The sequence below is a fragment of the Variovorax cryoconiti genome (assembly GCF_051216395.1).
GTDB lineage: Bacteria > Pseudomonadota > Gammaproteobacteria > Burkholderiales > Burkholderiaceae_C > Variovorax.
On sequence record NZ_JBPJZI010000004.1, the window covers coordinates 92398 to 110650 of the forward strand.

An 18253-nucleotide genomic window follows, 5' to 3' on the forward strand; every position below is an offset into this window, starting at 1 on the left:
GTCAGCGGCCCGTGAAGACCGGCTTGCGCTTCTGCATGAAGGCGGTGCGGCCTTCGGTGTAGTCGGCGCTCTCGAAGCAGCCGCGGATCAGCGAGGTGCACAGGTCCCGGTCGAGCTCGGGCGAAGGCTTGAGGATCTCGCGCGTGATGGCCTTGGCCGCGGCCACCGTGAGCGGCGCGTTCTCGGCGAGCGCGCCGGTGTATTCGGCCAGCAGTGCGTCCAGCCCCTCGGGCGGCGCGATGCGCGAGATGAGGCCCAGCGCCTTCGCCTCGTCCGGGCCGATGCGGCGGGCGGTGAAGAACAGGTCCTTCGCGGCACCGGGGCCGATGAGGTCGACCAGGTTCTTCATCGCCGAGAAGCGGTAACCCAGGCCGAGGCGCGCGGCCGGGATCGCGAACACCGCGTCGCTCGCCGCGATGCGGATGTCGCAGCTGATCGCCACGTTCACGCCGCCGCCGATGCAGTAGCCGCGGATGCAGGCCAGCGTCGGCTTGGGGAAGTCGTGGATGCTCATCAGCGCCTCTTCGGCCATCGCCTCGTAGCGCGTGACGGCATCCCTGGCAGCGCGCATGTCCTCGAACTGCGTGATGTCGGCGCCCGAGACGAAGGCCTTCTCGCCGGCACCGGAGAACACGACCAGGCGCACGCGCTCGTCGGTCTCGGCGACGCGCAGCAGCGGCGGCACCGCCTCCCACATGTCGACCGACAGCGCGTTGTGGCGCACCGGGTTGTTGAAGCGGATGTGCAGGGTGCTGGCGTCGAGCCAGGTCTGCACGCGGTCGGTGGTGGAGGTGTAGGTGGGCATTCAAAAAACTCCGGTGGCCTTCATGCGGCCGAGATCATCCGCGCCGATGCCCAGCTCGCGAAGCACTTCCTCGGTGTGTTCGCCGCGCAGCGGGGCGGCGCGCGTGATGGTGCTGGGCGTGCGTTCGAGCTGCATCGGCTGGCCGACCAGCCGCTGCGGTCCGAGCCGGGCCGACACCACGTCCTTGACCATGCCCAGGTGCTCGATCTGCGGCTCCGCGAAGACTTCACGCATGTCGCTGATGAGGCCGCAGGCCACGCCGCCGTCGTTGAACTGCGCGATCCAGTGGCTGCGGTCGTGCGCGGCAAGACGCTGGTTGATCTCGGCATTGAGCGCATCGCGGTTCACCGAGCGCGACGGCTTGTCGTGGTAGCGCGGGTCGTCGATCCACTCGGGGGCGCCGAGGATGTGGCAGAAGCGCTCCCAGATCTTCGAGCCGAAGACGGCGATGTTCAGGTAGCCGTCGCGCGCCTTGTAGACGCCGGTCGGGATGCTGGTCGGGTGGAAGTTGCCGGCCTGCGTGCCGACCTCGCCGTCGATGAGGTAGCGCGCGGTCTGGAAATCCATCATGTAGACCATCGACTCGAGCAGCGAGGTGTGCAGAAACTGCCCGCGGCCCGACACCTCGCGCTCGAGCAGCGCCACCAGGATGCCCTGCGCCGCGAAGATGCCTGCGCACAGGTCGGCGATCGGGATGCCCACGCGCACCGGCCCGTCACCCTGCAGGCCGGTGACCGACATCAGCCCGCCCATGCCCTGCGCAATCTGGTCGAAGCCCGGGCGCTTGGCGAGCGGGCCGGTCTGGCCGAAACCCGAGATGCTGGCGTAGACCAGGCGGGGGTTGTCGGCGGCCAGGGTCTCGTAGTCGATGCCGAGACGGAATTTCACGTCGGGCCGGAAGTTCTCGACCACCACGTCGGCGCCGGCGATCAGGCGCTTCAGGGTCTCGATGCCTTCGAACTCCTTGAGGTTGAGCGTGATCGAGCGCTTGTTGCGGTGCGTGTACTGGTAGTCGGAGCCGTCCTGCCCGCCGAGCGTGTCGTCGCCGCGCATGTGTTCGGGCATCTGCACCTGGATCACGTCGGCGCCCCAGTCGGCCAGCTGGCGGCAGGCCGTGGGGCCGGCGCGCACCTGGCTCAGGTCGATGACGCGGAAGCGCTGCAGGGCGGAAGAGGCGGGCAAGTGCGGCATGAAAGGGGCAAGGTGGCGAAGCGACGGGCGGCTCCGGATGCCGGCCATTGTTCGGATCGACCACCTAAAGTGTCAACACTTTCAAGATAATCGCAAACCCTTATCGCACAGAGATCGACACTCGTGCAGCATCCACAGGCTTCGAAACGACGGCATCGCTGCATGCCGCGCACCCCCCAGGAGACCGCCATGCAACGCCGCACCTTCGCCTTTGCGATTCCCCCCGCCCTGCTCGGACTGCACGGGGTCGCCACCGCCCAGGACTTTCCGAACAAGCCGATCCGCTACATCGTTCCGGTGGCCGCCGGCGGCGGCAGCGACATGGTCGGCCGCACCGTGACCGAGCGCTGGGGCAAGCTGCTGGCCCAGACCTTCGTGGTCGACAACCAGGGCGGTGGCGGCGGCGTGATCGCCTCGCAGAACACGGCACGCGCGCCGGCCGACGGCTACACGCTGATGCAGGGCTACGTCGCCACGCACGGCACCAGCCCGGCCACGCGCAAGCTGCCCTACGACGCGGTCAAGGACTTCACGCCGATCGGGATGATCGGCGGCACGCCCAACGTACTGGTCGTCAACGTCGACGTGCCGGCCAAGGACTTCCAGCAGTTCGTCGCCTATGCGAAGTCGAACCCCGGCAAGGTGAGCTACGGCTCTGCCGGTGCGGGTTCGCTGACGCACCTGACGATGGAACTCTTCAAGCAGCAGACCGACACGCAGATGACGCACGTACCCTACCGCGGCATCGCGCCGGCCTTCACCGACCTGATGGGCAACCAGACGCAGGCGATGTTCCCGGGGCTCGCCGCCGCCATGCCGCACATCAAGTCGGGCCGCGCCCGGCCGCTGGCCGTGACGGGCAAGACGCGCCATCCACAGCTCAAGGACGTGCCCACGCTCGAGGAGCTCGGGCTCAAGGGCTTCGACGCGATGCAGTGGTACGGCGTGGTCGGCCCGGCCGGCATGCCGGCCGATGTGGTGAAGCGGCTCAACGACACCCTCAACGCCGTGCTCAAGGCGCCGGACCTCAGCGAGAAGCTGTCGGTCGAGGCGGTCGAGCCGATGCCGATGACCCCGAAGCAGTTCGGCGACTACATCCGCGCCGACCTCGCGCGCTGGACGCAACTGGCGCGCGACCGCAAGATCGAACTCGACACCTGAGGCCACGCGCTCCCCGTCTCCCTTTTTCCTTCCCACCTCAGACCTCACCATGGCACGCAACACCCAGGTCCCCGCCGACCACAACGCCCCGCCCATCACCCGCATCCTGGCCGAGTACGTGGCCAACCATCCGTCGCGCGGCTGGAGCGACGCGGTGGATCGCGAGGCGCACCGCACCTTCCTCAACTGGCTGGGCTGCGCCGTCGGTGCCGCCCACCACGAAGCGGCCGACGCAGCGCTGGCCGCCGTGCAGACGCTGCAGCCGGCACCGCAGGCCACCATCCTCGGGCGCGCCGAGAAGGTCGACATCGCGAGCGCGGCGCTGCTCAACGGCATCACCTCGCACACCTTCGACTTCGACGACACGCACCTCAAGACGATCATCCATCCGGCCGGCCCGGTCGCATCGGCGGTGCTCGCGCTGGCCGAGCACACCGGCGCCAGCGGGCGCGCGGTGCTCGACGCGCTGGTGCTGGGCATCGACGTCGCCTGCCGCCTGGGCAACACCGTCTACCCCGAGCACTACGACCGCGGCTGGCACATCACCGGCACCACCGGCATGTTCGGCGCGGCGGCCGCCTGCGCGCGGCTGCTGGGCCTGAACGCCGACCAGACGCAGATGGCGCTGGGCATCGCGGCGTCGCAACCGGTCGGCCTGCGCGAGCAGTTCGGCACCATGACCAAGCCCTTCCACCCCGGCGGCGCCGCCCGCGCCGGCCTGATGTCCGCGTTGATGGCCAAGCACGGCTACACGGCCAGCGCGAAGGCCATCGAGGCGCCGCGCGGCTGGGCCCAGGTGTCGTCGACCAAGTACGCGTGGAACGAGGTCACCGACGAACTGGGCGAGCGTTTCGAGATCTCCTTCAACAGCTACAAGCCCTTCGCCTGCGGCATCGTGATCCACCCGAGCATCGACGCCTGCGTACAGCTGCGCGAGCGCGGCGTGCAACCCGAACAGGTCGAGCGCATCGAGCTCAAGGTGCATTCGCTGGTGCTCGAACTCACCGGCAAGAAGGAGCCGGCCGACGGCCTGAGCGCCAAGTTCAGCGTGTACCACGGCTGCGCTGCGGGCCTGGTCTTCGGGCGCGCCGCGGAAGAGGAATTCGCCGACGACATCGTCAACCGCCCCGACGTGGTCGCGCTGCGCCGCAAGGTGGTCGCGACCGTCGACGACAGCATCGACGAAGCCAGCGCCGACGTGACGGCAGTGCTCACCGATGGCCGCCGCGAGCACGTGTTCGTCGAGCACGCGATCGGCTCGCTGCAGCGCCCCATGAGCGACGCCGACCTGGAGCGCAAGTTCCACGGCATGTCCGACGCGGTCATCGGCGCCGAGGCGACCGACCGCCTGCTGAAGGCCTGCTGGGCATTGGCCGACGCGACGGACGTGCGCAGCCTCACCGCACTGGCACGGCCATGAGCACGAACCCTTCACCGTTTTCCACGGGGCGGCGCCAGCTCTGCGCGGCCGGCGCGCTGCTCCTGGCCGGTTGTGCCAGCACCGCCACCCCACCGCCCGCCGACGCCATCGCCCAACTCGGCAGCACCGGCACGTTGCGCGCCGCCATCAACTTCGGCAACCCGATCCTGGCGAACCGCGGCCCGGCGGGCGAGCCGACCGGCGTCTCGGTCGACCTGGCGCGCGAGGCGGCGCGCCGGCTCGGCCTGCCGATCGAACTCGTGCCCTTCAACTCCGCCGGTGCGGTGGTCGAGGCGGTCAAGGCACGCCAGGTCGACCTGGCCTTCGTCGCCATCGACCCGGTGCGCGCGGCCGACACCGAGTACACGGCACCCTACGTGATCATCGAAGGCGCCTACCTGGTCCGCAACGGCTCCGCGCTGCAGCGCAACGAGGACGTCGACCGCCCCGGCACGCGCGTGGTGGTCGGCCGCGGCAGCGCCTACGACCTGTTCCTCACACGGGAGATCAAGGCCGCCACGCTGGTGCGGGCGCCCACCTCGCCGGCCGTGACCGACATGTTCCTGGCGCAGAACCTCGACGTGGCGGCCGGCGTGCGGCAGCAGCTGGAGGCCGACGCGAAGCGCGTCGGCGGCGTGCGGATGCTGCCGGGCCGCTTCATGGTCATCGAGCAGGCCATGGGCGTGCCCAAGGGCCGCACGGCGGCACAGGCCTGGCTCAGCCGCTACATTGAAGAGATGAAGGCCACCGGCTTCGTGGCGCAGTCCCTGCAACGGCACGCCATCGAAGGCGCTGCCGTGGCCCCGCCTCGCAGCATCCCTTGAACCACGAAAGGACGTCCATGAAGTTGAAGCGTTCCCATGCACTCGCCGCCGTCGCGCTGGCCACCACCCTGGCCCTGCCGGCCGTCGCGCAGACCGTGAAAGTGACGTCGCTCGGCGGCATCGACGGGGAGTTCTGCCCGCAGGACCGTGCACTGGTCTTCGAAGACCCCAACGGCACCCGCATCCTGTACGACCCGGGCCGCACCGTGGCGGGCGCCGCCGACCCGCGGCTGGGCAAGATCGACATCATCCTGGTGAGCCACATGCATGGCGACCACGTCGGCAATGCGCACAACAAGGCGCCGAATTCTGGCAGCTGCGAGAGCCCCGACATGTCGGTCTCGGCCATGCCCAACTCGAGCGCGGTCAACATCGCGCTGGCCAAGAAGTCGAAGATCGTGACGGGCAGCGAGATGCCGCCCTTCTTCGCGGCCAAGCTCAAGGCCAACGGCGGCAACCCGGCGGATTCGATCCTGGCGCGCTTCGGCGGCAGCGTGTCGCTCGGCGGCGTGCGCATCGCCACGGTGAGCGCGCAGCACAGCAACGGCGTCGACCCCGACTACATCGGCGGCGACCTCGGCAAGGCCATGAAGGACGCGGGCATCGCCGGCGACGTCGGCCTGGCCACGGGCTTCGTGCTGCGCTTCAGCAACGGGCTCGTCGCCTACCTGTCGGGCGACACCGGCATCGTGGCCGACCAGGAACGGGTGGTGCGCGACTACTACAAGGCGAAGCTCGCGGTCATGAACATGGGCGACGGCTTCACCACCGGGCCGGCCGAATCGGCCTTCGTGATCAACGAACTGGTCAAGCCGGCGTCGGTGATCGCCTCCCATGCCAACGAGGTCGGCACGGTCAATGGCAAGGCCCGGCCGGGCAGCAAGACCGAGGCCTTCGTGAAGGCGGTGAAGGTGCCCGTGCACATCCCGCTGTCGGGCGTGACCATGGCCTTCGACGCGGCCGGCACCTGCACCGCCGGCTGCTGACGCCGGCCGGTCCCCTTCCGCCGCATCACTCGATGTCGCAGCGCCCCAGGTAGTGCTTGGGCGTCTTGCCCATCACGCGGCGGAACATGGCGGTGAAGGCGCTGGGGCTCTCGTAGCCCAGGTCCATCGCCACGGTGGTGACGGCGGTGCCCATCGAGAGGCGCCGCAGCGCTTCCATCAGGCGCAGTTGCTGGCGCCACATCGTGAAGGTGATGCCGGTCTCGTCGCGGAACAGCCGCGTGAGCGTGCGGCGACCCAAGGCCCCGAAACGCGCCCAGTCCTCGAGGTCGCCTTCGCGGCCCGGGTCGGCCAGCAGCGCCTTGCAGATGCGCAGCAGGCGCGGGTCGTTGGGCATGGGCACATGCAGCGGCACCTTGGGCGCCGCGCAGATCTCGTCGAGGATGAGCCGCATCACGCGGCCGTCGCGCCCCGCCTCGTCGTACAGCAGCGGGATGTCGATGGCCTCGATGATGAGCTGGCGCATCAGCGGCGACACCTCGATCACGCAGCACTCGTCGGGCAGGTCGGGCGACGCATCGGGCTGGATGTAGAGCGAGCGGTTCGACACGGGCTGGCCGCGCGCGTGCATTTCATGCTCGATGCCGCCGGGCACCCACACGGCACGGTTGGGCGGCACCAGCCAGGCGCCTTCCTGAGTGTGCAGCGTGAACATGCCCTTGACCGCATAGGCCAGCTGCGCGCGCGGGTGCGAGTGGCGCGGGACGATCATCGACGGCTCGGGATCGTGCTCCACGATGATCATGGAGACCGGTCGCGGGATGTCCTGGTAATCGACGGCGAGCTGGCTGCGGACGGGATTCGGACTGTGCATCACGGTTCTTTCGCACGCAAGAAATGCGCCAAAACAGGACGGCCGACTCTGGGGCGCGCCACCGAAAAGGTCAAGTCGCCGCCACGATGGCCCGCACGAAACAGAACTCGGCTCGAACCGTGCAAACAGCACAGGGGGGCGTCCCTACACTGAATTCGCCTTTCGACGGACACCGCACTGCCAGTGCACAGCCCCCTCTCCTTCTCTCCCAAGGACACCTCATGAAGAAGCGCGAATTCCACAAGTTGTTGCTAGCGGGCGGCGCCCTGGGCCTGGCCGAATTTCCACTGGGCCTGACGCAGGCTTTCGCCCAGGGAACGGGCGGCGTCAAGGGCGGCACGCTCAACTCCATCGTCCAGCCCGAACCGCCCATTTTGAACCTGGCGGTGAGCCAGCTCACGCCGACGCAGATGGTGTCGGGCAAGATCTTCCTGAGCCTCTTGACCTACGACGTCAACTTGAAGCCGATGCCCAGCCTGGCCAAGAGCTGGACCATCTCGCCCGACGGCAAGACCTACACCTTCAACCTCGAGCCCAAGGCCAAGTGGCACGACGGCAAGCCGCTGACGGCCGAGGACGTGGTCTACACGGCGATGGAATTCCTGCCGCTCACGCACCCGCGCGCCAAGGCGATCTTCGGCCGCTGCGAATCGATCACCGCACCCGACGCCCACACCGTGGTCTTCAAGCTCAAGGAGCCCTTCGGCCCCTTCATCGGCGCCTTCGACATCTCGAACCTGCCGGTCATGCCCAAGCACATCTACGCCGGCACCGACGTGGTCAAGAACCCGGCCAACCTGAACCCGATCGGCTCGGGCCCCTTCAAGCTGAAGGAATGGGTGCGCGGCTCGCACATCCACCTGGTGCGCAACGACGACTACTTCAAGCCCGGCCTGCCCTACCTGGACGCCATCATCTACCGCGTGGTGCCCGACGGTGCCTCGCGCGCCCTGGCGCTGGAGAACGGCACGGTGCAGCTCACGCAATGGACCGACCTGGAGCTGTTCGACGCCCAGCGCCTCTCCAAGAAGCCGAACCTGGCCGTCACGACCAAGGGCTACGAGTACTTCGCGCCCATCATGTGGCTGGAGATCAACAACCGCAATGCGCCGCTGAACGACAAGCGCTTCCGCAAGGCGGTGATGCACGCGATCGACCGCACGTTCATCAAGGACAAGATCCTCTACGGCTTCGGCAAGGTCGCGACCGGCCCGGTCAACTCGAAGACGAAGTTCTACGAGCCGAACGTCACGACCTACGACTTCTCGATCGCCAAGGCCAAGGCGCTGCTCGACGAGATGGGCCTCAAGCCCGACGCCAAGGGCGTGCGCACCACCGTGCGCCTGCCGGTATCGCCCTACGGTGAGATGGTGCAGCGCACCTGCGAATACATCCGCCAGTCGCTCGCCAAGGTGGGCATCGCGGTGGTGCTGGAGTCGACCGACCCGGGCAGCTACACGCAGCGCATCAGCAACTGGGACTTCGACATGAACCTGTCGTGGCTGTACCAGTTCGGGGACCCGGCCCTGGGCGTGACGCGCAACTATGTGTCGAGCAACATCCGCAAGATCCTCTTCACGAACACCGAAGGCTACGTGAACCCGCAGGTCGACAAGCTGGCCGACGAGGCCGCCGTGGCAGTGGAGGATGCGAAGCGCCAGGCGCTCTACAGCGAGATGCAGAAGATCATCGTGGACGAGGTGCCGATCGCCTGGCTGGTCGAGATGGAGTTCCCGACGATCTACGACAAGCGTCTGCAGAACCTGGTGACGAGCGCCATCGGCATCCACGAGAGCTTCGACACGGTCTACTTCAAGGGCTGAGCACCGGCCACCATGAATCTTCAATGGCTCAAAGGCCTGGGCGCACTCGGTGTGCGCCTGGGCAAGATGGTGGCGGTCATCCTGCTGATCGCCATCTTCAATTTCATGCTGGTGCGCGCGGCGCCCGGCGACCCGGCACTCGTGATGGCGGGCCAGTCCGGCGCCACCGACGAGGCCTTCCTCAAGCGCGTGCGTGCCGAATACGGCCTCGACCAGCCGATGCCCACGCAGCTCGCCACCTACCTGGGCAAGGTGGTGCGGCTCGACCTGGGCTATTCGCACCGGCAGCAACGCACCGTGCTCAGCGCCATCCTCGAGCGCCTGCCCGCCACGCTGCTGCTGACCCTCTCGGCCTTCGCCATCTCGCTCGTGGGCGGCGTGGTGCTCGGCAGCCTGGCCGGTGTGCGCGCCGGCAAGCTGTCCGACACGCTCATCAGCCTGCTCGCGCTGGTGATCTATGCGACGCCCGTCTTCTGGCTCGGCCTGATGCTGGTGCTGCTTTTTTCCGTGCAGCTGGGCTGGCTGCCGGCCTTCGGCTACGAAACCATCGGCGTGACGATGAGCACCTGGGCCGGCATCGTGGACAAGCTCAAGCACCTGGCGCTGCCCGCCTTCACGCTGGGCATGCTGTACCTGGCCATCTATGCGCGGCTGATGCGCTCGTCCATCATCGAAGTGAGCCACCAGGACTACGTGAAGACCGCGCGCGCCAAGGGCGCCTCGGACAGCCGCATCCTGTGGCGCCACATGCTGCGCAACGCGCTGCTGCCGGTGGTGACCATGGCCGGCGTGCAGGCCGGCACGCTGATCGGCGGCTCGGTCGTGATCGAGACCGTGTTCGCCTGGCCGGGCCTCGGCCGCCTCACCTACGACGCCGTGCTGCAGCGCGACTACCAGGTGATGCTGGGCGTGTTCCTGGTGCTGTCGGTGCTGGTGATCTTCTTCAACTGGCTGACCGATCTGCTCTACCGGGTGATCGACCCTCGCATCAAGGCCGCATGACAAGGCCGACCACGCGATGAAACAAATCTTCAAATCCTTCCTGCGCCATCCGAGCGGCATGCTCGGCCTGGTGATCCTGGTCGCGGTGATCGTGCTGGCCGTGACGGCGCCGATCTTCTTCCCGGGCGACCCCTGGGACACGGTGGCCGCACCGTTCACGCCGCCGCAGACCGACGGCATGCTGCTGGGCAGCGACAGCCTGGGCCGCGACATCGCCTCGGGCATCGCACACGGCACGCGCGTGTCGCTCATGATCGGCATCACGTCGACGCTGGTCGCGCTGATCATCGGCGTGGTCGTCGGCGCGCTGTCGGGCTACGTGGGCGGCCGCGTCGGCGAGTGGCTGATGCGCTTCACCGAGCTGTTCCAGACCATTCCGGCCTTCATGCTGTGCATCCTGCTGGTGGCGATCCTGCAACCGTCGATCAGCAACATCGTGATCGCCATCGCGCTGGTGAGCTGGCCGCAGGTGGCGCGCCTCACGCGGGGCGAATTCCTTGCGCTGAAGGAGCGCGAGTTCGTGCAGGCTGCACGCTGCCAGGGCGAGTCGCCGCTGTCGCTGATCGTGCGCTACATCCTGCCGAACGCGCTGTCACCGATCATCGTGGCGGGCTCGCTGGCGATCGCCAGCGCGATCCTGATCGAGAGCGCGCTGAGCTTCATGGGCCTGGGCGACCCCAACCTCATGAGCTGGGGTTTCATGATCGGCGCCGCCCGCACCATGCTGCGTCAGGCCTGGTGGATGAGCTTCTTCCCCGGCGTCGCCATCCTGCTCACCGTGCTGGCCATCAACCTGGTCGGCGAAGGACTCAACGACGTGCTGAATCCGAGGATCTCGCGCCAATGACCGCCTCGAATTCATCCTCTCCGCTGCTGTCGATCCAGGACCTGTCGATCGTCCTGCCGAGCTCGGGCGACCGCGCCTACGCGGTGGAGCGCCTGTCGCTGGACATCGCCGAGAACGAGATCGTCTGCCTGGTCGGCGAATCGGGCTCGGGCAAGTCGATGACGGCGCACGCCATCCTCGGCCTGCTGCCGCCGCGCGTGACCATCGACGCCCAGAGCCGCGTGCTGCTCGAAGGCACCGACCTCACGAAGCTCGACGACGCCGCCATGCGCAAGCTGCGCGGCGAGCGCATCGCGATGGTGTTCCAGGAGCCGATGAGTGCGCTCAACCCGCTGCAGCGCATCGGCGCCCAGGTGGCCGAGGCGCTGCAGCTGCACAACACGGCCGGCCTGAGTGCCACGGCCATCGAGGAGCGCTGCATCGCGATCATCGACGCGGTGGGTTTGCCGTCGCCGAAACAGATCGTGCGCAGCTACCCCTTCCAGCTCTCGGGCGGCCAGCGCCAGCGCGTGATGATCGCGATGGCCCTGCTCAACAACCCGCGGCTGCTGCTGGCCGACGAGCCGACCACCGCGCTCGACGTGACCACGCAGCGCCAGATCCTCGACCTGATCCAGACGCTGCAGGCCGAACGCAAGATGGGCGTGCTCTTCATCACCCACGACTTCGGCGTGGTGGCGGACATTGCCGACCGCGTGGTGGTGATGCGCCACGGCCGCGTGGTCGAGCAGGGCACGCGCGACGCGGTGCTGCGCAACCCGCAGCACGCGTACACGCAGGCGCTGATCGCCGCGGTGCCCGGGCGCCATGCGCGCAGCACGGCGCTGTCCGGCAAGACGGCCGAGCCGCTGCTGAAGATCGAGCAGTTGAGGAAGACCTTTGTCTCGAAGTCGGGCCTGTTCTCACCGCCGCGCACGGTGGTGGCGGCCGACGGCATCGACCTGGCGATCCAGGACGGCGAAACAGTGTCGGTGGTCGGCGAATCGGGCTCGGGCAAGTCGACGCTGGGCCGCATGGTGATGCGCCTGATCGAGCCCGACAGCGGCACCATCACCTTCGCCGGCCAGCCGGTGCTGGGGCAGGACGCGGCGGCGCTGCGCGCGTACCGCAAGCAGGTGCAGATCATCTTCCAGGACCCCTTCGCTTCGCTCAATCCGCGGCAGAAGGTGGGCGATGCGATCGCGCGCGGGCCGATGATCTACGGCGCTTCGCGCGCCGAAGCGCTCAAGGCCGCGGCGGCGCTGCTCGATCGCGTGGGGCTTGGCGCCTCGGCCGTGAACCGCTTCCCGCACGAGTTCTCGGGCGGCCAGCGCCAGCGCATCTCGATCGCACGCGCACTGGCGCTCAAGCCGCGCCTGCTGATCGCCGACGAGGCGGTGTCGGCGCTCGACGTGTCGATCCAGTCGCAGGTGCTCGCGCTGCTGGCCGAACTCAAGGCCGAGCTGGGCCTGACCATGATGTTCATCACCCACGACCTGCGCGTGGCCGCCGAGATCTCGAATTCGGTGGTGGTGATGCAGAAGGGCCGGATCGTCGAGCGCGGCGCACCAGGGCAGCTCTTCAGCAACCCGCAGCATGCGTACACGCGCACGCTGCTGGGCGCGATGCCGGGGCTGGACTTCTTCGAACACAGGCTGGCGGCATGAGCATGGCAACCACGGCCAGAATATCGTGCGCGTCGCGTCGCCTTCGAGGACCGCGAGCGCGAACACCGACCTGACCACGCTGCCGGCGTACCACGCGCTGGCCCAACATCTGATATCCGTTTCATGACCGCTCCTACCGTCGTCGCCCTCCTGAGCCACACCGCCAAGCTCGATTTCCTGCGCCCCATGCTGGTGGCGGCCAACCCGTCGCTCGACGTCGTCACCTGGCCCGATCCGCGCTGCTTCGACGCCGAAGTGGCGGTGTGCTGGAACTCCCCGCCCGGCGTCTACGCGAAGATGCCCAGGCTCCGCCTGGTGCACAGCATCGCCGCTGGCGTCGACAACGTCGTCGCCGAGCAGGACGTGAGCGCCTTGCCGGTCTGCCGCGTGGTCGACCCGATGCTGGCCGAGGGCATGCTGCAGTTCGTGCTGTGGGGCGTGCTGCACTTCCACCGCAAGCTCGACCAGGCGATGGCCAGCCAGCGCATCCAGCAATGGAAGCGGCCGCTGCAGACGCCCGCGTCGTCGTGCCGCGTCGGGCTGATGGGCATGGGCGAACTCGGCGGCCACATCGCCAGCCGCCTGCCCTTGCTGGGCTACCCGGTGAGCGGCTGGGCGCGCACGCCGCGCGAGATTCCCGACGTGACGATGTTCAGCGGCGACGCCGGCTACCTCGACTTCCTCGCGCAGACCGACGTGCTGGTGTGCCTGCTGCCGCTCACGGCGCAGACGCGCGGCATCCTCGGCGAACGCACCTTCTCGGCGCTGCCGAAGGGCGCGGCGCTGATCCACGTCGGCCGGGGCGAGCACCTGGTCGAGGACGACCTGGTCGCGGCGCTCGGCAGCGGCCAGTTGCGCGGCGCCATCGTCGACGTGTACGAGAAGGAACCGCTGCCCGCCGACCACCCGCTGTGGACCACACCGGGCCTGGTCGTCACGCCGCACATGGCGACCATGGCCACCTACGACGTCGTGGTGCAGCAGGTGGTGCGCAACATCGCGCAGATGCACGAAGGCGCGCCCTATATCAACCAGGTCGACATGGCGCGCGGGTACTGACGCAGCCCGAACCTCCCGAATCTTCACTCGCCACACCCACCAACATGAGCCATCTCGACCCTGCCTTCGCCGCCTCGACCCAAGGCGCCAAGCCGGCGCCGCTCGACCCGCAAGTCCAGCGCTTCGTCCAGCGGATGTCGGCGGACGCGTCGAAGTTTCCGCGCCGCGACACGGTGTCGATCGCCGAAGGCCGCGCCATCGCCGAGCAGGTGCGCGCACCCTGGGCGGCCGGCGGCCCGGTGATGAAGCGCACCACCGAACAGATGGTGCCCACGCGCCACGGCGAGGTGTTGATCCGCACCTACGAGCCGAAGGAACGCCGCATGCCCGGCGCCTTCTTCTACATCCACGGCGGCGGCTTCGTGCTGTTCAGCATCGACACGCACGACCGGCTGATGCGCGAGTACGCCGAGCGTGCCGGCATCGTGGTGATCGGCATCAACTACACGCGCGCGCCGGAAGCGAAGTTCCCGCAGCCGATCGAGGAGTGCATCGACACGGTGCGCTGGCTCATCGACCACGCAGCCGACGTCGGCTTCGATGCGAAGCAGTTCTTCATTGGCGGCGACTCGGCCGGCGGCAACCTGTCGCTGTGCACCGCGATGCATTTCCGCGACCTGGGCAACAGCCCGATCCGCGGCATGGTGCTCAACTACGCGGGCTGCAGCACCGACCTGTACCAGGACTCGGTGGTGCGCTACGGCGCGGGCGACTACGGCCTGTCGCTGCACATGATGGTGTGGTTCTACCGGAACTACCTGGGCCGCAAGGCCGACTACACCGACCCCCGCATGAACCTGCTGGACGCCGACCTGCACGGCATTCCGCCGGCCTTCCTGGTCATCGCCGAATGCGATCCGTTGTACGACGGCCAGATCGAGATGATCGACACGATGAAGGCCGCCGGCGTCGATGTCGACGCGAAGGTCTACGAGGGCACGGTGCACAGCTTCCTCGAAGCCGTCTCGATCGCCGATGTGGCGAGCGTGGCCTTCGACGACACGGTGCGCTGGCTGCAGCAGCACGCTTGACCCCGCCGCCTCGCATGCACCCCCATAAAAGTACACGGAGCCACCTGACATGACCCACCTCACCGACGCCGAAATCCAGACACGCCGCGACCTCGCGTCGCTCTACCGACTGGTCGCTCATTTCAAGATGACCGACCTGATCGACACGCACATCAGCGCGCGCATTCCAGGCACGCCGGACCACTTCCTCATCAACCGCTACGGCGTGCTGTTCCACGAGATGCGGCCGGAAGACCTGGTGAAGATCGACCCGACCGGCGCGGCGGTCGAGGCCAAGGACACGACGGCACCGGTGAACGCCGCCGGCTTCACCATCCACTCGGCCGTGCACATGGCGCGGCACGACCTGGCCTGCGTGATCCATACGCACACGGCCGACGGCATCGGCGTCTCGTGCCAGGAAGAGGGCCTGCTGCCCATTTCGCAGCACGCCCTGAAGTTCTACGGCCACCTCGCGTACCATGACTACGAAGGCATCGCGCTCGACCTCGGTGAGCGCGACCGCCTGGTCGCCAGCCTGGGCCCGCACCGCGCCATGATCCTGCGCAACCACGGCCTGCTGGCCGCGGGCCGCACGATTGCCGAGGCCTTCCTCAACATCTACTTCCTGGAGCGCGCCTGCCAGGCGCAGACGAAGGCGCTCGGCGGCGGGCAGAAGATCATCTACCCGCCCGTGGCCGTGCGCGAACGGACCGCCGACCAGTTCAACCGCGAGGAAGGCCTGGAACATGCGCAGATGGCGTGGGAATCGGCGCTGCGGCTGATCGCCTGAGCCCAGCCCGGTGCTGGGCGGGCCCGGAAACGAAAAAGGCCACCGGGTGCGGTGGCCTTTTCGATTCGAATGTGGAGCGGGATAAGAGACTCGAACTCTCGACCTATACCTTGGCAAGGTATCGCTCTACCAACTGAGCTAATCCCGCATTCAAGCCTTCGATTATAGCCCAGAAATCGGGCCACCGGAATGCGGTTCGGTGGCTGGTGCGTCGTCGGCGCTTCCGTGGTGCAGGCCCAGGCCCATGCCGGCCGCTGCACCCGCGCCACCACCGCCGCCCTGCCCCCCGCCACGCCCGCCGGCCGCTCCCGACGACTTCGAGGCCGCCCCTCCGCGGGCACTGGACCCGGCCACGCGCACCGGCCCCTGCTTGGGGATCGACAGGTCGCCGGGGATGGCCTCGAGGTCGAGCACATCCCGGATGAACGTGCGCAACGACTTCACCAGTTCTGCGGTCTCGATGGCGCGGCCCGCCACCATGTCGTTGGCCGCCTGCACCGCCAATTCGACCTGCACCTGCGTGCCCAGAAGAATCACGTCGGACAGCGCGGCCTCGACCGCATCGCGGATTCGACGGCGCCGGTCCGTCCCCGTGACGCCGCCTCCCGCGCTGGCGTCGGACGGCGGTGAATCGGCGCCGGCAGCGACCTCGGCCCGTGCCAGCGCAGCGTCGGCCGCATCGGCCTTGATCCGAAGTTCGCGCAGGTGGCTCGGGTCGACCGCCAGGTCGCCCGTGAAGGAGCCGCCCAGCGTCTTGTAGGCGGCGATGAGCGTCTTCAGCCGCTCGTTGATCTGGCGGTTCTGGCGCTCGCGGCGCTGCTGGACGCCGTGCATGACCAGCAGGCGGATGCCCACCGCCACCACCGACACGACGATGAGCCCCAGCAGGGTGGAGATCACGCCTTGCCAGGAACTGAAATCAATGGCGTTGCGCATGGTCAGACCATAACGGCCTGTTCGACCCGGGCGGGTCAGCCAATCCTGACTTTACATACGCGACAAGTGGGCGGGCGCTCAGCGCTGCCGCGGGTCCAGCGCGTCGCGCAGGCCGTCGCCCAGCAGGTTGAAGGACAGCACCAACAGGAAGATCGACAGCCCCGGCCAGATCGCCATCCACGGTGCGTTGTCGATGAAGTTCTTGGCTGTGTTGAGCATGCTGCCCCAGCTCGGTGCCGGCGGCTGCTGGCCCAGGCCGAGGAAAGACAGGCTGGCTTCGGCGATGACGGCCGAGGCGATGGCCAGCGTCGACTGCACCATCACCGGCGCCGTGACGTTGGGCAGCACGTGGCGCAGCGCGATGCGCAGCGGCGAATTGCCGACGGCGCGCGCGGCCTCGATGTAATCCTCGACCTTCACGTTGAGCACCTGCGCACGCGTGAGCCGCACGAAGATCGGTGTCGCCGACACGCCGATGGCGATCATCGCGTTGGTCAGGCTCGGGCCGAGGAAGGCAGCCAGCGCAATGGCGAGGATGAGGAAGGGGCAGGCCAGGAAGGCGTCGGTGATGCGCGAGATCAGGCTGTCAACGAAGCCGCCGAGAAAGCCTGCGGCCAGGCCGATCGGCACGCCCAGCATCAGCGAGATCGATACCGACACCACGCCGGCCAGCAGCGAGGCGCGCGTGCCCCAGATGACGCGCGACAGCACGTCGCGCCCGATCTCGTCGGTGCCGAACCAGTGCTCGGCGCTCGGGGCCTTGCGGATCGCGCTCCAGCTGGTGGCGATCGGGTCCTGCGGCGCGATCCACGGCGCGAACACGGCGAGCGCAACGAAGACCAGCACCACGGCCAGGCCGAGCAGCGCGCCACGGCGGCGCCGCAGCCGGCGCCAGGCGCGACGCCACGGGCCCGCAGGCTGCACCGGTGCGCGCGACGCAGTCGAAGGAAAAGAAGGAAGAACGGCCGACATGTTCAGCGCCTGAGCCTTGGGTTGACCAGAAAGTAAGCCATATCGGCCAGGAGATTCAGCAGGATGTACGCGCTGGCCGTGACCAGCACCACGCCCTGCACCACCGAGTAGTCGCGGTTGAAGACCGAGTCGACGATCAGCTTGCCGAAGCCCGGGATGGTGAACACTTGCTCGGTGAGCACCGCGCCCGACAGCAGCGTGCCGAGCTCCAGCGCGCCCAGCGTGATGATGGGCGTGAGCGCGTTGCGCAGCGCGTGCTTGAGCACCACCGTGCGCTCGCTCAGCCCCTTGGCGCGCGCGGTGCGCACGTAGTCGGCCGACAGCACCTGCAGCATCGCGCTGCGCGTGTGGCGCATCAGCACCGCGGCGATGGCGTTGCCCAGCACGAAGGCCGGCATGATCATCGCGGCCAGGTTGGCGCCCAGGTCTTCGAAGGGGCTCACGTAGCCCGACGCCGGCAGCCAGCCCAGCTGCACCGAGAACAGCAGGATCATCAGGATGCCGAGCCAGAAGTTGGGCGTCGACAGCCCCCACAGCGCGAACACGTTGGCCGCGTAGTCCCAAGGCGTGCCGCGCCCCACCGCCGAGACGATGCCCGCCGGAATGCCGATGACCAGCGCGATCGCGAAGGCCAGCAGCGCGAGCTCGAGCGTGACCGGCAGCTTCTGCAGCACCAGCTCGGTCACCGGCTGCTGGCTGCGGATCGACTCGCCCAGGTCGCCGCGCAGCACCCCGCCGACCCAGTACGCATAACGCACCGGCAGCGGCTCGTCGAGGTGCAGCTTGGTGCGCAGATAGGCGATGACGGTCGGGTCCTGGTCCTCGCCCGCGAGGATCTTCGCCGGATCGCCGGGCAGCAGCTGCTGCAACCCGAAGATCAGCATCGATACGAAGATCAGCGTCGGCACCAGGGTGGCGATGCGCTTGACGAGGTACTCAAACATCG

At 68.2% G+C, this 18253-nt stretch carries 17 protein-coding genes and 1 tRNA gene; 11 read left to right on the forward strand and 7 right to left on the reverse strand.

What is annotated here, in order from left to right:
* Position 1: 1 nt before the first annotated feature.
* Both ACSFA2_RS12170 and ACSFA2_RS12175 read right to left on the reverse strand, forming a co-directional pair.
* Positions 2-805 (reverse strand): enoyl-CoA hydratase, encoded by an 804-nt coding sequence (locus tag ACSFA2_RS12170; RefSeq protein WP_435455596.1) that lies wholly within the window; start codon positions 803-805, stop codon positions 2-4.
* A complete protein-coding gene (locus ACSFA2_RS12175) occupies positions 806-1996 on the reverse strand; it encodes a CaiB/BaiF CoA transferase family protein (protein WP_435455597.1) in 1191 nt (396 codons plus the stop codon).
* A gap of 189 nt (positions 1997-2185) precedes the next feature.
* On the opposite strand from ACSFA2_RS12175, the gene ACSFA2_RS12180 reads away from it, so the two are divergent.
* Genes ACSFA2_RS12180 through ACSFA2_RS12195 form a run of 4 tightly spaced genes read left to right on the forward strand, consistent with a single transcriptional unit; the run spans position 2186 to position 6387 of the window.
* The gene (locus ACSFA2_RS12180) at positions 2186-3157 is read left to right on the forward strand and encodes a Bug family tripartite tricarboxylate transporter substrate binding protein (RefSeq protein WP_435455598.1); all 972 of its coding nucleotides are present in this window, start codon (positions 2186-2188) and stop codon (positions 3155-3157) included.
* A 49-nt stretch (positions 3158-3206) separates the two neighbouring features.
* Positions 3207-4577 carry an MmgE/PrpD family protein gene (locus tag ACSFA2_RS12185; RefSeq protein ID WP_435455599.1) on the forward strand — a complete coding sequence of 457 codons (1371 nt, stop codon included), beginning with the start codon at positions 3207-3209 and terminating at the stop codon, positions 4575-4577.
* On the forward strand, positions 4574-5401 hold the full coding sequence (locus ACSFA2_RS12190) for an ABC transporter substrate-binding protein (RefSeq protein ID WP_435455600.1): 828 nt from the start codon (positions 4574-4576) through the stop codon (positions 5399-5401). Before ACSFA2_RS12185 ends, ACSFA2_RS12190 begins: the two co-directional genes overlap by 4 nt.
* A gap of 17 nt (positions 5402-5418) precedes the next feature.
* A complete protein-coding gene (locus ACSFA2_RS12195) occupies positions 5419-6387 on the forward strand; it encodes an MBL fold metallo-hydrolase (protein ID WP_435455601.1) in 969 nt (322 codons plus the stop codon).
* Positions 6388-6412: 25 nt separating this feature from the next.
* Here the strand turns inward: ACSFA2_RS12195 and ACSFA2_RS12200 are convergent, their stop codons facing one another.
* On the reverse strand, positions 6413-7219 hold the full coding sequence (locus tag ACSFA2_RS12200) for an AraC family transcriptional regulator (protein ID WP_435455602.1): 807 nt from the start codon (positions 7217-7219) through the stop codon (positions 6413-6415).
* 221 nt (positions 7220-7440) lie between these two features.
* On the opposite strand from ACSFA2_RS12200, the gene ACSFA2_RS12205 reads away from it, so the two are divergent.
* The 7 genes from ACSFA2_RS12205 (at position 7441) to ACSFA2_RS12235 (ending at position 15399) form a co-directional block, all read left to right on the forward strand.
* A complete protein-coding gene (locus ACSFA2_RS12205) occupies positions 7441-9042 on the forward strand; it encodes an ABC transporter substrate-binding protein (protein WP_435455603.1) in 1602 nt (533 codons plus the stop codon).
* Positions 9043-9054: 12 nt separating this feature from the next.
* Entirely contained in the window at positions 9055-10044 is a 990-nt protein-coding gene (locus ACSFA2_RS12210) for an ABC transporter permease (protein ID WP_435455604.1), read from the forward strand.
* Between the two features lie 16 nt (positions 10045-10060).
* Complete coding sequence (locus ACSFA2_RS12215; RefSeq protein ID WP_435455605.1) at positions 10061-10891, forward strand: ABC transporter permease; 831 nt, start codon at positions 10061-10063, stop codon at positions 10889-10891.
* Positions 10888-12537 carry an ABC transporter ATP-binding protein gene (locus tag ACSFA2_RS12220; protein WP_435455606.1) on the forward strand — a complete coding sequence of 550 codons (1650 nt, stop codon included), beginning with the start codon at positions 10888-10890 and terminating at the stop codon, positions 12535-12537. Before ACSFA2_RS12215 ends, ACSFA2_RS12220 begins: the two co-directional genes overlap by 4 nt.
* 123 nt (positions 12538-12660) lie before the next feature.
* The gene (locus ACSFA2_RS12225) at positions 12661-13596 is read left to right on the forward strand and encodes a 2-hydroxyacid dehydrogenase (protein WP_435455607.1); all 936 of its coding nucleotides are present in this window, start codon (positions 12661-12663) and stop codon (positions 13594-13596) included.
* 44 nt (positions 13597-13640) lie between these two features.
* Positions 13641-14627 (forward strand): alpha/beta hydrolase, encoded by a 987-nt coding sequence (locus tag ACSFA2_RS12230; protein WP_435455608.1) that lies wholly within the window; start codon positions 13641-13643, stop codon positions 14625-14627.
* Positions 14628-14676: 49 nt separating this feature from the next.
* Positions 14677-15399 carry a class II aldolase/adducin family protein gene (locus ACSFA2_RS12235; protein ID WP_435455609.1) on the forward strand — a complete coding sequence of 241 codons (723 nt, stop codon included), beginning with the start codon at positions 14677-14679 and terminating at the stop codon, positions 15397-15399.
* 72 nt (positions 15400-15471) lie between these two features.
* On the opposite strand, the gene ACSFA2_RS12240 is transcribed toward ACSFA2_RS12235, so the two are convergent.
* From ACSFA2_RS12240 to ACSFA2_RS12255, 4 genes are all read right to left on the reverse strand, one after another.
* A tRNA-Gly gene (locus ACSFA2_RS12240) sits at positions 15472-15547 on the reverse strand.
* Positions 15548-15561: 14 nt separating this feature from the next.
* Positions 15562-16335, reverse strand: coding sequence for a hypothetical protein (locus ACSFA2_RS12245; protein ID WP_435455610.1), 774 nt, complete (start codon positions 16333-16335; stop codon positions 15562-15564).
* Positions 16336-16413: 78 nt separating this feature from the next.
* Positions 16414-17307: an ABC transporter permease gene (locus ACSFA2_RS12250; RefSeq protein WP_435455611.1), complete on the reverse strand. Its 894-nt coding sequence runs from the start codon at positions 17305-17307 to the stop codon at positions 16414-16416.
* Positions 17308-17309: 2 nt separating this feature from the next.
* Entirely contained in the window at positions 17310-18251 is a 942-nt protein-coding gene (locus tag ACSFA2_RS12255; protein ID WP_435455612.1) for an ABC transporter permease, read from the reverse strand.
* Positions 18252-18253 lie beyond the last annotated feature (2 nt).